General features: G+C 58.8%; 9 protein-coding genes and 1 pseudogene. 7 read left to right on the top strand and 3 right to left on the bottom strand.

Annotation, left to right across the window (positions count from 1 at the left end; translation table 11 throughout):
* Positions 1–96: 96 nt before the first annotated feature.
* Positions 97–372, bottom strand: a pseudogene (locus ACQKP4_RS20960) (ribonucleotide-diphosphate reductase subunit beta); the annotation flags it as partial.
* Between the two features lie 536 nt (positions 373–908).
* A complete protein-coding gene (locus ACQKP4_RS20955; protein ID WP_427635527.1) occupies positions 909–1,172 on the bottom strand; it encodes a DUF2790 domain-containing protein in 264 nt (87 codons plus the stop codon).
* Positions 1,173–1,632: 460 nt separating this feature from the next.
* Between ACQKP4_RS20955 and acs the strand changes: the two genes are divergently transcribed.
* The 7 genes from acs (at position 1,633) to argR (ending at position 9,674) form a co-directional block, all read left to right on the top strand.
* Positions 1,633–3,588, top strand: coding sequence for an acetate--CoA ligase (gene acs / locus ACQKP4_RS20950; RefSeq protein ID WP_427635526.1), 1,956 nt, complete (start codon positions 1,633–1,635; stop codon positions 3,586–3,588).
* A gap of 699 nt (positions 3,589–4,287) precedes the next feature.
* Complete coding sequence (locus tag ACQKP4_RS20945) at positions 4,288–5,064, top strand: ABC transporter substrate-binding protein (protein ID WP_427635525.1); 777 nt, start codon at positions 4,288–4,290, stop codon at positions 5,062–5,064.
* A 92-nt stretch (positions 5,065–5,156) separates the two neighbouring features.
* Positions 5,157–5,846, top strand: coding sequence for an ABC transporter permease (locus ACQKP4_RS20940; protein ID WP_427635524.1), 690 nt, complete (start codon positions 5,157–5,159; stop codon positions 5,844–5,846).
* Positions 5,843–6,541, top strand: a complete 699-nt coding sequence (locus ACQKP4_RS20935) for an ABC transporter permease (protein ID WP_427635523.1) — start codon at positions 5,843–5,845, stop codon at positions 6,539–6,541. Before ACQKP4_RS20940 ends, ACQKP4_RS20935 begins: the two co-directional genes overlap by 4 nt.
* Position 6,542: 1 nt before the next feature.
* Positions 6,543–7,655 carry a M14 family metallopeptidase gene (locus tag ACQKP4_RS20930; RefSeq protein WP_427635522.1) on the top strand — a complete coding sequence of 371 codons (1,113 nt, stop codon included), beginning with the start codon at positions 6,543–6,545 and terminating at the stop codon, positions 7,653–7,655.
* 27 nt (positions 7,656–7,682) lie between these two features.
* The gene (locus tag ACQKP4_RS20925; protein WP_427635521.1) at positions 7,683–8,447 is read left to right on the top strand and encodes an ABC transporter ATP-binding protein; all 765 of its coding nucleotides are present in this window, start codon (positions 7,683–7,685) and stop codon (positions 8,445–8,447) included.
* 246 nt (positions 8,448–8,693) lie between these two features.
* Entirely contained in the window at positions 8,694–9,674 is a 981-nt protein-coding gene (argR, locus tag ACQKP4_RS20920; RefSeq protein WP_427635520.1) for a transcriptional regulator ArgR, read from the top strand.
* Positions 9,675–9,689: 15 nt separating this feature from the next.
* Here the strand turns inward: argR and ACQKP4_RS20915 are convergent, their stop codons facing one another.
* On the bottom strand, positions 9,690–14,411 hold the full coding sequence (locus tag ACQKP4_RS20915) for a dermonecrotic toxin domain-containing protein (protein WP_427635519.1): 4,722 nt from the start codon (positions 14,409–14,411) through the stop codon (positions 9,690–9,692).
* Between the last annotated feature and the right edge of the window lie 58 nt (positions 14,412–14,469).

Genomic DNA, 14,469 nt, shown 5'->3' with positions numbered 1-14,469 from the left:
TCACGCAACGCATGTCTTACGACGGCGGTGGCGGGGCGGTCGGGCTGAGTACATCGTTGTTCACCAGAACACCGGCGTTTCTGGTGTCCTCACCTCGCGGCAGTTGATCATGCGCTTTTCGTCGACCGCGACGCGGGCGGAGGCGCCTTCGAGTTCGGCGAGGCCTTCGGCGACGTCGAGGGTGTCCAGAGCAGCTTTGGCACGGGCGATGGCGGCAGAGTCAGTCGCGGTAACGGCGCGAGCTTCTTGAGCGGCGACACCACCAGCGGTGTCGAGTCGGTCCATGTTGGCTTCGGTCGCGTGGCCGGCGTTGGCGCCTTTTACCACGGCTTCGCCGCTGTCTTCTTTGTCGAATTCGTCCCAGCTCAGCATGACGTGTCGTCTCCTGCGTGAGGGCCAGATGCCCGTGTGATTGGTGTTCACACGGTCGTTCTGACCGCGTTGGATCTTAAGGAATCGTTTTTTGCAGCAGCTAAGGCAGGCAATAAAACAGAATTTTGTACGGGGTTCCGAGAGCCACTGATGGGCGCAGACAGCGATAAACGCCACTGCGGGGCTTCAGACTGGCTTTTCATCCCTGTAAGGGAATATTGCAGGCCCGTTTAAGGCGGCATTATAGGGAAGTTTTTGCCGGCGTGGTGCGGCGAATCGGCTCATGGTCTGGCCGAAAGGGATGGTTTTTCGGGCAAAGCGAGGGATTACAGGGCTTTGGCCGGCATAGATTTTTTTTTGTTAATTTTGACGCTGGTTTGTTTTTGTTCAAAAAACAGCCAAAAAAGCGCTTTTTCACTACATGTTGTGTTTCGGAGCGGGTTTCACTGGCTTCAAACACAACTGAGCCCGACCGAAGCCGGGCCGGAATCGAGCTTCAGCCAGCGCTGAAATTGTCCGATTCGGTGCAGTCTTGATCAGCCATTGGAGCAGCCATTGCCCATGACGCTGTAGCGCAGAATGTGGCGTTGACCTTTCGAGTCGTCGTATTCCATTTTGGCCGGGACCACTTCGCAGACGTTCGGGATTTCGCTTATGGAAACAACGTTGGCGATGTCCAGGTCGGTGGAGTAGGTGTATTCCTCGACGGCGGGTTGTTGCTGTGCGACATCAGTCGGGGCCTCGTCTGCCATGGCGATTGCGCACAGGCTGCTGAGGGCCAGAACTAATAAAGCTTTCATTTCAAAAGTACCTTTCTGAGGTCGAATGGGGTCACGCAACCTTTTTGGGGTTGCGTGTGTAACTTCAGTATCGGGAGTTGGATTAACGGCCTTCGTGGGGGCTGCAACTGGGTTAATCACGGTGCCTTGTTGGCGAGGTGGATTTTAGGCGTGGGAGTTTTATTCATATAGGCGGGGTTTTGATAAACACCTTTGGCGAATTTCGTAACAATCAGCGATTAACGTAATGGAGGCCGGTTGCAGTTGGCCTTTGCGGTGGGTTTTTTCAGGTTGGTCGCGTTAGCGTTCTTCGCGGGCAAGCCACGCTTCCACAGGGTTTGGCGTACTTTCAGGCGACGTGTTTCGGCTTATCACGGTGTTTTGTAGGGGCTTGTTACTACCATCGTCGAATGGTTCTATAGGGCCGACCCGGCTACAACACAGGCCATACAAAAACAACTATTCCACCGAGGTAAGAAAGATGAGTGCGGCTTCTCTGTATCCCGTTCGTCCCGAGGTAGCAGCCAACACGCTGACCGACGAGGCGACCTACAAAGCCATGTACCAGCAGTCGGTCGTCAACCCGGACGGCTTCTGGCGCGAGCAAGCCCAGCGCCTCGACTGGATCAAGCCTTTCACCACGGTGAAACAGACTTCGTTCGACGATCACCATGTCGACATCAAATGGTTCGCCGACGGCACCCTGAACGTTTCCTACAACTGCCTCGACCGTCACCTGGCCGAGCGCGGCGATCAAGTCGCGATCATCTGGGAAGGCGATGATCCTTCCGAAAGCCGCAACATCACCTACCGCGAGCTGCACGAACAAGTTTGCAAGTTCGCCAACGCCTTGCGCGGCCAGGACGTGCATCGCGGCGACGTCGTCACGATCTATATGCCGATGATCCCCGAAGCCGTGGTCGCCATGCTGGCCTGCACCCGCATCGGCGCGATTCACTCGGTGGTATTTGGCGGTTTCTCGCCGGAAGCCCTGGCCGGTCGCATCATCGATTGCAAATCCAAAGTGGTGATCACCGCAGACGAAGGCGTTCGTGCCGGCAAGAAAATCCCGCTGAAGTCCAACGTCGACGACGCACTGACCAACCCGGAAACCAGCAGCATTCAGAAAGTCATCGTGTGCAAGCGCACCGGTGGCCACATCAAGTGGAACCAGCATCGCGACATCTGGTACGAAGACCTGATGAAAGTGGCGGGCAGTGTCTGCGCGCCGAAAGAGATGGGCGCTGAAGAAGCGCTGTTCATCCTTTATACCTCTGGCTCCACCGGCAAGCCGAAGGGCGTGCAGCACACCACCGGTGGTTACTTGCTGTACGCGGCCATGACCCACGAGCGGGTGTTCGACTACCGTCCGGGCGAAATCTACTGGTGCACTGCCGACGTCGGTTGGGTCACCGGCCACACGTATATCGTCTACGGCCCGCTGGCCAACGGCGCGACCACGGTGCTGTTCGAAGGCGTGCCGAACTACCCGGACATCACTCGGGTGGCGAAGATCGTCGACAAGCACAAGGTCAACATTCTCTACACCGCACCCACCGCGATCCGCGCAATGATGGCGGCGGGCACCGCTGCGGTTGAAGGCGCTGATGGCAGCAGCCTGCGTCTGTTGGGTTCGGTCGGCGAGCCGATCAACCCGGAAGCGTGGGATTGGTACTACAAGAACGTCGGCCAATCCCGTTGCCCGATCGTCGACACCTGGTGGCAGACCGAAACCGGCGGCAACATGATGAGCCCACTGCCTGGCGCTCACGGCCTCAAGCCTGGCTCGGCGGCCCGTCCGTTCTTCGGCGTGGTGCCGGCGCTGGTGGATAACCTGGGCAACATTCTCGAAGGCGTTGCCGAGGGCAACCTGGTGATTCTGGACTCGTGGCCAGGTCAGGCACGCACGCTGTACGGCGACCATGACCGCTTCGTCGACACCTACTTCAAGACGTTCCGTGGCATGTATTTCACCGGCGACGGTGCGCGACGTGACGCCGATGGTTATTACTGGATCACCGGTCGCGTCGATGACGTGCTCAACGTGTCCGGCCACCGCATGGGCACCGCCGAAATTGAAAGCGCGATGGTCGCTCACCCCAAAGTTGCCGAAGCGGCTGTGGTCGGTGTGCCACACGACATCAAGGGGCAGGGCATTTATGTCTACGTCACCTTGATCGGTGGCGAAGAGCCGAGCGAGCAACTGCGCCTGGAGCTGAAAAACTGGGTGCGCAAAGAGATTGGTCCGATTGCATCGCCGGACGTGATTCAGTGGGCGCCGGGGCTGCCGAAGACGCGTTCGGGCAAGATCATGCGGCGGATTCTGCGCAAGATTGCGACGGCTGAATACGACGGGTTGGGCGATATTTCGACCCTGGCGGACCCGAGTGTGGTGCAGCATTTGATTGATACGCACAAGACGATGAACGTGGCTTAAACCGCCGCTACTGAGTCATTGAAACCCTGCCGGATAGCATGTCTGGTGGGGTTTTTTTATGTTTGAAGGGTGTGTGTTGGCAGGCGGGCCTCTTCGCGGGCAAGCCCGCTCCCACAGGGATCTCTAGTGAACGCAAGATTTCTGAACAACCCATAAACCTGTGGGAGCGGGCTTGCTCGCGAAGGCGATCTACCTGACACCCGATAAACAACGCCCAATAATTATCGGCTTCATCTGTCAGGCATTTCCCTCTGTTACCCATCACCCTTCAAGTAACTGAATGTGTAACCGCACGCTCGAAGGCGGGGCATTGAGAAACGCAAAGCCCCATTCCCGAGCCTGCAAACCGGTCGAAAAAAATAAGACACCACTCTGCGCTTGCCGGATTAGAAGGCTTTGCCAATAATGGGCCCGCAATTTGCAACTGATATCGGTTCACTGTCTTTTGCTCTTGCATGAATTTGCAGGACTGTCAACGCGCCCAAACGGCTTTCTCGGTGCTTCTGTAATTAGTTGTCGCATTGAAGAAATATCGGCTTCGGGCCTGTCGTTAGAATGCCGATCACTCGCTCGTCGTCGCTCGCGTTGAAATCAACGCGGGTTTCCTAGGACGCAGCAACCGCTTTCCGGTTTTACTCACTCGCATATTGGGCTGTTGCTCACTCTGCCGTTTTTGCCCTTTACCGATGGAGTTCCAGAATGAAGAAACTCGTGCTGCTTGGCGCCCTGGCACTGTCCGTGCTGTCCCTGCCAACCTTCGCCGATGAAAAGCCTCTGAAAATTGGTATCGAAGCGGCGTACCCTCCGTTCGCTTCCAAAGCGCCAGACGGCAGCATCGTTGGTTTCGACTACGACATCGGCAATGCCCTGTGCGAGCAGATGCAGGTCAAGTGCGAGTGGGTCGAGCAAGAATTCGACGGCCTGATCCCGGCCCTCAAAGTGCGCAAGATCGACGCGATCCTGTCGTCGATGTCGATCACCGACGACCGCAAGAAGTCTGTCGACTTCACCAACAAGTACTACAACACCCCGGCTCGCCTGGTCATGAAGGCCGGCACTCAGGTCAGCGAAGGCCTGACTGAGCTCAAGGGCAAGAACATCGGCGTGCAACGTGGTTCGATCCACGAGCGTTTCGCCCGCGAAGTCCTGGCCCCGCTGGGTGCCGAGATCAAGCCGTACGGTTCGCAGAACGAAATCTACCTCGACCTGGCCGCTGGCCGTCTCGACGGTACCGTGGCAGACGCTACCCTGTTGAATGACGGTTTCCTGAAAACCGACGCCGGCAAAGGTTTCGCGTTCGCAGGCCCGGCCTTCACCGACGTCAAATACTTCGGTGATGGCGTAGGTATCGCGGTTCGCAAGGGTGACACGGCTGAACTGGAGAAGCTCAACGCTGCCATCGCCGCCATTCGCGCAAACGGCAAGTACAAGCAAATCCAGGACAAGTACTTCGACTTCGACATTTACGGCAAGTAAGTCCGTCGCATCGAACAGTCCGAAATGGCGCAAGCAACAGGATCTCTGAGGTTTGCGCCATTTTTTCATCCCAACTTTCGAGGACCTGAATCATGTTGAAAGGCTACGGGGCTGTCATCCTCGATGGCGCATGGCTGACGCTTCAGCTCGCCTTGTCGTCTATGGTCTTGGCCATCGTTCTGGGTCTGATCGGCGTTGCACTGCGTCTGTCGCCGGTGCGCTGGCTGGCCTGGCTCGGCGATCTGTATTCCACGGTGATTCGCGGTATTCCCGATCTGGTGCTGATCCTGCTGATTTTCTACGGCGGTCAGGACTTGCTCAACCGCGTCGCGCCGATGCTCGGCTTTGATGACTACATCGACCTCAACCCGTTGGCCGCCGGTATCGGCACCCTCGGTTTCATCTTCGGAGCGTACCTGTCGGAAACCTTCCGCGGTGCCTTCATGGCCATTCCGAAGGGGCAGGCCGAAGCCGGCATGGCGTACGGCATGAGCAGTTTTCAGGTGTTTTTCCGGGTGTTGGTGCCACAAATGATTCGCCTCGCGATTCCGGGCTTCACCAACAACTGGCTCGTCCTCACCAAGGCCACCGCGCTGATTTCGGTAGTGGGCCTGCAAGACATGATGTTCAAGGCCAAGCAGGCGGCAGATGCCACCCGCGAGCCTTTCACCTTCTTCCTCGCAGTGGCGGCGATGTACCTGGTGATCACCAGTGTCTCGTTGCTGGTATTGCGTCAACTTGAGAAGCGCTACTCGGTAGGCGTAAGGGCGGCTGATCTATGATCTTCGACTACAACGTCATTTATGAAGCGTTGCCGCTGTACTTCAGTGGCTTGCTCACGACCCTCAAGCTGTTGGCGATTTCGCTGTTCTTTGGTCTGCTGTGCGCTGTGCCGCTGGGCTTGATGCGCGTCTCGAAGAACTCGGTCGTCAACATGTCCGCGTGGCTCTACACCTATGTGATCCGCGGCACGCCGATGCTGGTGCAGCTGTTTTTGATCTACTACGGTCTGGCGCAATTCGCAGCGGTACGCGAAAGCTTCTTGTGGCCATGGCTGTCCAGCGCAACCTTCTGTGCGTGCCTGGCCTTCGCGATCAACACCAGCGCCTACACCGCCGAGATCATCGCCGGCAGCCTGCGCGCGACGCCGAACGGCGAGATCGAAGCCGCCAAGGCGATGGGCATGTCGCGCTACAAAATGTACAAGCGCATCCTGCTGCCGTCGGCCTTGCGTCGGGCGCTGCCGCAGTACAGCAACGAAGTGATCATGATGTTGCAGACCACCAGTCTGGCCTCCATCGTGACCCTGATCGACATCACCGGCGCTGCGCGCACGGTCAACGCCCAGTATTACTTGCCGTTCGAAGCCTACATCACCGCCGGCGCGTTCTATCTGTGCCTGACGTTCATTCTGGTGAAACTGTTCAAACTGGCCGAGCGCCGTTGGCTGGGCTATCTGGCCCCACGGAAGCATTGATATGGAACGCATCGATCATTCATTGCCGTGGAGCCACCTGGGCAGCGAACGCCAGATTTCGGTGTTCCGTTTCGGCACGGGCGAGCGCAAGGCCTACATTCAGGCCAGCTTGCACGCCGATGAACTGCCAGGCATGCGCACCGCGTGGGAGCTGAAAAAGCGCCTGACACAACTTGAAGCCCAAGGCTTGCTCAACGGGGTGATCGAATTGGTGCCGGTGGCCAATCCACTGGGCCTCGATCAACTGCTGCAAGGCACTCATCAAGGGCGTTTCGAGGCGGGCAGCGGTAAGAACTTCAACCGCGATTTCGTCGAGTTGAGCGCGCCAGTCGCCGCTGAGCTGGCCGAGCGCCTGGGTGATGATCCGCACGCCAATGTCCGGTTGATCCGTCAGGCCATGAGCGACGCGCTCGCCGCATTGCCGCCCGCCGCGAGCCAGTTGCAAGGCATGCAACGCATTTTGCTCAGCCATGCCTGCACCGCCGATGTGGTGCTGGATTTGCATTGCGATGCCGAAGCCGCGCTGCACCTCTACGCATTGCCGCAACACTGGCCGCAATGGCGTTCGCTGGCCGCGCACTTGAACGTGAAGGTCGGCTTGCTGGCGGAAGATTCCGGCGGCAGTTCCTTCGACGAAGCGTGCTCGCTGCCGTGGTTACGCTTGTCGCGTCTGTTTCCTGAGGCGCAGATTCCGCTGGCCTGTCTGGCGACGACCATTGAGCTGGGCGGTCAGGCGGACACCCTTCGTTCGGATGCCGAAGCTTACGCCGAAGGCATTCTGGCGTTCCTCGCCGAGCAGGGGTTGATCAGCGGCGAATGGCCAAAACCTGTGCGGGAAGCGTGCGAAGGCATGCCGTTCGAAGGCACCGAATTACTGTTCGCGCCGCACCCCGGTGTGGTGAGTTTTCTGCGTAAACCCGGTGAATGGGTTGACGTAGGGGACGAGATTTTCGAAGTGATCGATCCTTTATCGGATCGCGTCAGCACGGTGTGTGCTGGTACGTCCGGGGTACTGTTTGCCATTGAACGGCTGCGTTATGCCCAACCCGGTTTCTGGCTGGCCAAGGTGGCGGGGCGCGAAGCGCTGCGTCACGGGCGCTTGCTCAACGACTGACTGACTGTTTTTGTGAGAACCGACCGCATGTACAAACTTGAAGTCCAAGACCTGCATAAACGCTATGGCAGTCACGAAGTGCTCAAGGGTGTGTCCCTGAAAGCGGCGGCTGGTGATGTGATCAGCATCATCGGCTCCAGTGGCTCCGGCAAAAGTACCTTCCTGCGCTGCATCAACCTGCTGGAACAGCCGCACGCGGGCCGGATTCTGCTCAACAACGAAGAGCTGAAACTGGTGGCAAACAAGGAAGGCGCGATGAAAGCCGCCGACCCGAAACAGCTGCAACGCATGCGTTCGCGCTTGTCGATGGTGTTCCAGCATTTCAACCTGTGGTCGCACATGACCGCGCTGGAAAACATCATGGAAGCGCCGGTCCACGTGCTCGGCATGACCAAGGCTGAAGCCCGTGAGAAAGCCGAGCACTACCTGAACAAGGTCGGCGTGGCGCATCGCAAGGATGCTTACCCTGGGCACATGTCCGGCGGCGAGCAGCAGCGCGTGGCGATTGCCCGTGCGTTGGCGATGGAACCGGAAGTCATGCTGTTCGACGAACCGACCTCGGCCCTCGACCCGGAACTGGTCGGTGACGTACTGAAGGTCATGCAAGCCCTGGCGCTGGAAGGCCGGACCATGGTCGTGGTCACGCACGAAATGGGCTTTGCCCGCGAAGTGTCGAACCAGTTGGTGTTCCTGCATAAAGGCGTCGTCGAAGAAAGCGGCAACCCGCGTGAAGTGCTGGTCAATCCACAATCCGAGCGTCTGCAACAATTCCTCTCGGGCAGTTTGAAGTAAAACCGAACTCCCGTTGCGCACCGGGATAGTGCATGCTTCGCAGTCTAAAAGCCGGCCCCGATCTCCTGTGGGAGCTGGCTTGCCTGCGATGGCGGTGTGTCAGTCAACATCATAGTTATCTGAACGAACGCCTTCGCGAGCAAGCCAGCTCCCACATTTGATCTCTGTTGGCTTTGAGCTTGCGTTCATTTACGGGCTAGCATTGGCCCATGCCTTCATCACTGTTTTCGTTTCGGATTGCCCGCCATGACTGCCCATCGAATTGGTTTCCTGATTTGGCCCAGCACTAAAGCACTGACGCTTGCGCTGGCTGAGGAGGCCTTGCGTGTTGCCCAGCGTGTGCACCCGGACGTGGTCTACGAACTGTCATTCCTGCAGGCCGAACCGCCGACCGAAGGCACCTGGCAATTGCCGGGTGAACCGTGGGCCGGCAAGCTCGAAAACTTCCAGAAGCTGTTTCTGCTGGCCGATGAGCCACCGGCCTCACTGGCGCCGGCGCTCAGCAGTTCGCTAAAACAACTGGTGCGGGCCGGTTGCGTGATTGGTGGTTTGTCCGCCGGCGTCTACCCGTTGGCCCAACTCGGTTTGCTCGACGGTTATCGCGCCGCCGTGCATTGGCGTTGGCAGGACGATTTTGCCGAACGCTTCCCGAAAGTCATCGCCACCAGCCATTTGTTCGACTGGGACCGTGATCGCCTGACCGCGTGTGGCGGCCTTTCGGTGCTCGATTTGCTGCTGGCGGTATTGGCCCGTGACCATGGCGCGGAACTGGCCGGTGCCGTGTCCGAAGAACTGGTGGTCGAGCGCATCCGCGAAGGCGGCGAGCGCCAACGCATTCCGCTGCAAAACCGCCTCGGCTCCAGCCATCCGAAGCTCACCCAGGCGGTGCTGCTGATGGAAGCCAACATCGAGGAGCCACTGACCACCGACGAAATCGCGCAACACGTGTGCGTGTCTCGTCGGCAGCTGGAGCGGATCTTCAAGCAATACCTCAACCGCGTGCCGAGCCAGTATTACCTGGAGTTGCGCCTGAACAAGGCCCGGCAGATGTTGATGCAAACCAGCAAGTCGATCATCCAGATCGGCCTTTCATGTGGCTTCTCCTCGGGGCCACATTTCTCCAGTGCCTACCGCAACTTCTTCGGCGCCACGCCGCGGGAAGATCGCAACCAGCGGCGCAGCAGCAGCCCGTTCGAGTTGTCTTCGGTGCCGTCCGAGCGCGGGTGACACAGGCGTCGCGCCTTATTCGTCGATCTCGGAGGTGTCAGACGTCGACATTTCCATCTCCGTGTCATTGAACAATTGCGCCACGCCGAAATCGACGCCCGTGCGTTCGCAATAAACCGTCAGGCGTTGCAGACTCGTTTCGGAAAACGGGTTGGCCCGCAAGCTGATGCTCTCGGCAGCTTCCGCCGGCCATTCCTCCAGCTCCATGGGGATTTCAGTGATTGCGTTTTCACTCAGGTCCGCCCAATCCAGTTCGCTCAATTGAAACAGACCGGGAGGGACGCTGGTCATGCCGGTGTCATTGAGCAGCACCGTCGCCAGTTTCGGCATATGGCGCAAGTCGATCGTGTGCCCCAATGGGTTGACCCCCAGATCGAGGTAGTCGAGGTTTTCCATTGCAGCCAAAGCGTTGGCCGACTCAACTGTCAGGCTGATCCGGCAACGAGGCATCGACAACGACTTCAGGTCGCCCATCTTGAACACCGCATCGGGAATGCCATTTAGGGTGCAGTCGCGCAGGATCAGGTTTTTCAGTTTGGGAAATGCCTCGAGGAATCGTTGCGGCCGGGTCACCCCGTCGGCGCCGTGGATCTCCAGCGACGTCACGTGACTGAAGTCGGCGCGAAGTGTTGGCAGGTCGCCGTTAATGACGGTCCTGATGACCAGTTCATGCGTAGGTTCAAGCGCGTCATTGAAATCGTCCAGTTCGGTTTCGTGCTGCCAGCACCTCAGCAACATGTGTTTGAACTCGTCGCGACTGGCGTGCTCGAGAAACTGTTGTTGAGCGTCGAAGGCTTGGCCACTTAGCGGGTGAGTGGCCGGCAAGTCCGCTGTCCACACCGACAAATCGTTCTTCAGTTGCTCCAGCTCTGCTTCAAGGCGTGTCAGTTCGATTCGACCCTCCTTCAGCGTGCCGGGCAACAGGTAGACAAACTCGCTCGCCTGTTCGACATCCAGATGCGGGTACAGCGCTCTCACCCGATCAATGTCCGCCTCGGGCGCATAAACGCCCAGATCATACGAAGTGTCGAAGTAGTAGAACTTGATCTGCTCCCGTGCCTCCACGGAGAGGGGGTTGTGGGTCATTTGCAGGGCGCGCTTGGCGTACAGGGCGCAGTCGAAGAGTCCGGTAGGCAATTCGGTGATGGCGTTCCCCTGCAGCTTGACTGAATTGAGTTTGGGGTGGTTGACGATGCTGGTGGGGATTTCGGCAAGACCGGTGTGGCTTAACTCCAGATGAACCAGTTCCCGCAAGGACTCAACGCTGGGCGTCAGCGTGAAGGGGTTCTTGTACAGGTCCAGCAGGAATAGCTTGTTCAACGCCGCCACTTTCGACCAGGTATGTGCGTCGAAGCGTATTCCGCAATCACTCAAGACCAAGCCATTGAGGTCTGGCATTCGGGTAATGGCATCGGGAAGGGTGCTCAATGCAAACCGGCGCAATTCCAGGCGTCGCAGCCCGGTGAAGTTTTGCAGGAATTCAGGCAGCGCATGCACGTCATGGCTGCCCTCTAGTGCCACCAGCGACACGTGGCTGAAGTTGGCGTCCAGGCTTGGCAGGTCGCCCAACAACGGCTCCGGAAACCACAGCACGTAACGCGCCGCGCCATCCGGGCCGTCCACGTCCCGCTCCGTCTGTCGGCGCCAGCTACGTTGAATTTCCTGGGCGAACAAGCGGCGATTGTGGCGAGCGCCCTGTCGTTCCAGATCGCTCAGGGGCGCACCGGTTTGCGGGTGAGCGGTGGGCGATTCGTTGACCCAGCGGCTGAGGTCCAGGTTCAGTTGCGTAAGCTCGCTGGACAGGCGGGAAAGCTCCATGCGAGGACCGTCGGGATGGGTTTGTAACTCGAGAAGAACAGACTGCAATTCTTCCTCGAGCAGGCCGGGGTAAATTTCGCGGACCCTGTCGTCGAACGACGGTATCGGCGAATGTCGGCGCCTATAGCCATCCGTACCGCCTGGCAAGCGCATGGTGGTCGGATCGTAGAAAGGTTTTCGACGGGGATTTTTTGCGAACAGCGTGCGCAGCGTCTGCTGGTCCAGTGGGTGTTCTGCAATGCGTTGTTTCAGGAGCTGCCCGTCTGTTTCGGACAGGCCCAACGCATGACGGTCGGTTTGTGGCAAGGCGTGTACCACGGCCTCATAAAAGTCGCTGGCGGGGGCCAGAGGTCCATGCTCGTCATAGGCTCGGTAAGTGGCGTCCTCCGCGCGAATCAACGTTCTACGGATCGACGCGTCGGTCGGACCGATGCCGTCGCGCACGGGGCCTTGATGGGAGTAATCCTTCACTTCGATGCGCAGCTCGGCGGGCCATTTCGGTAGAGCGACCATGCTGTGCAGGGCCAGTTGATGGGTGTCGGTGGTTGCCAGCGAAGGTCGATAAAGTCCTTCATACGCTCGGGAGGCGCGCACCGCCTCCAAGGCTTTGCGCGCCACGTCTTTGAGGCGTTGAGGCACGCGACCTGCCGCCAGCTCCCGCAGTTCGGTGCCGGTTGTATTGCTCACCAGTTCTTCTGCAATGTCTGTTGGCAGCCCCGGTGCTTCGCCGAGCAATACGCTGACTTTTCCGTCAGCGGTTTTTTGGACTTCCCGATAGCGCGATTCGAACAATAAATTGCGCCGGGTCAAGGCCTGATAGTGCTCGGGGTCTGAGCTTGCGATCTGTTCACTGAGCCACTGGATATCGCGGTCGATTTTGAAGCGCTTGATGACGTCGATCAGCAGTGATGGCGCAGGCAGGTTGTCGACGTGCATCTCGCGCAATGTGTTGTCGTGAAAGCCGCTGATTCGCAGGATTTGCTCACGTTCGACGCTGGAAAACGACTCCACGCCATGGCCGATTCGCCGCATGACTGTCTCTCGGTCCCAACTCAGTGGCTGCTCAAGTGCGGTCTGCCAGGCGCCTTGGCCGTTGTGTCGCAGCGGCGGCCGATAAGCGTCGGCACGTTCCGGATGCCGGATCTCGTATTCACCGGTGCTGCTGTTTCGTTCGACGGCATAACGCTTGCCCTCAAGGCTCAGCAGGACTTTGCCCTGATGCGGGTAGAGGCCGAGGGCGTCGGGCTTGACCGTCGGGGGCAGGTTTGCCGAGTACTCGTAGGGGGACAGATCCGGTTTCCAGTAACGGGTTTTGCCATTGGCGACCTTGATGGGCGTGAGTGCGTCGAAAAACGTCAGCACGTCGCGGTGCAGCAGGGGCTTGAGTTCCCCGACAGCAATGACGCCGCCGACTGCGAATGTCCCGAGTTGAACCACCGATTCAACGACACCCATCAGGTGTCCGAACGCTTCTTTCTGGAACCCTTCTGCGCAATCCACGATGCCTTCAAAGGTTTCGTCGAGTGCCTGATAGGCCATGTAAGCCAACGTCAACTCACCGAGGAACGGCACAAAGGGCAGGGCGACGAACGCGGCCACGCCAAGAATCGACGAGGCGACTTTGCTGAAGGCGTCCCATTGTGCCCATCGCGCATTGCGGTCGGCGTCTGCGGTGGAAACGGCCAGGATGCGGGCGTCATTCAGGATCTTGTTCAGCTGCTTTTGATAGAGATGGGCCGACAGCCCCGTTTTGACGGTACTCACCGAAAACTGCAGGTTGGGTTTGTCGACGGGCGTCTCGCGCCAGCTGGGCCGGGAGTCGCGATGCGAGCGCGGATGCCATGCCACGGTGCTTAGTCGCCGGTTGAGATCGGCAAAAAAATGGCCCCGGTCCCGATGATCGACAAACCGGCTGAAAAACTGTTGGTAGGCGGGCGACCGTAACTTGCGGGTCAGGTCGTTGATGAACGCCAGCGTGTTGGCGTACTGCTTGACGGGATGCTCGGGGTCATCGGGGATGTAGACCACAACCGGCGCGATGTTGCGTGCGCGCTCAAGGTCGGGCGCGAAAATGACAACGCCGGTGAGGGCGCAAGACAGCATCGTCAGGTCATGACAGCGCCATGGTTCGCCCTTCGATGCCTTACCCGAGTCGCTTTCCAGGAGGCCGAGAATGGCATCGCACGCCGAGCCATTAACGTCTGCGCGAAGCCGTCCGAGATGCAGCGCCGATTTCAAGGCGCTTTTGTGGGCGCTTTTGGCGATGGGCCTTAAAACCGCGTCGACCACCGGGTTGCTGATGCCCAGATTGTCGTGAAGGTACGCAGCGTATTGGCGACCGATATCCAGCTCGCGGCACAGCCTTACAAATCCAGCGATGGTGATTTTCTGTTTGATTGCCGGCAGCGTGTCGAATTGTCCTGTGGGCGAGGGCTTGGAGATGAAGGTCGATGCCGACTCGTACGCCGCCGCTTGCATCTCTGACGCCTCAAAGTTGTGCAAGGCCGCGTCCAGCAATGACACGGTCCAGGTGCGTGCGGCGCCGGATTTGAGTGATAACCAGGGGACGGTCAGGGGGATGTACAGGCGCAGGCAGGTGGACGTGACGTCCAGTTCCAGGCCGAAGCGCGTTTTCAATGCCTCGGTCAGCAACGGCTCGGCAAAGTCCCGGGCGTTCTGCAGTTTGCCGAGCATTTGCTCCAGCCGGTTGCGATGGGACCAATGTTCAATGCTGAGCGCTTTGAGCGTCGGGTCATGCAGGCGGGTTGCCTCGCCACCCGAGGGCTTGTTCAGCGCGACATTCTTCAGGGCGCGTCGTGTATCGGCCGATGCCTGGAGCACCCAGCTCGGAAGGATGCTGCACAGGTGCTGGTAGTGGGGGGCCGGAGTTGAAGCGATTTCGAATTCGCATGTGTTCACGCGCTATTCCTTTAGCGTTTGGATGAAGCGCAAGCAAAACAGACGATGACCTGCGCCA

Source organism: Pseudomonas sp. NPDC086278, from assembly GCF_050280905.1.
In the GTDB taxonomy this organism is placed as follows: domain Bacteria; phylum Pseudomonadota; class Gammaproteobacteria; order Pseudomonadales; family Pseudomonadaceae; genus Aquipseudomonas.
Note: the sequence above shows the minus strand (reverse complement) of the source record. Positions and strands in the feature narration are given on the sequence as shown.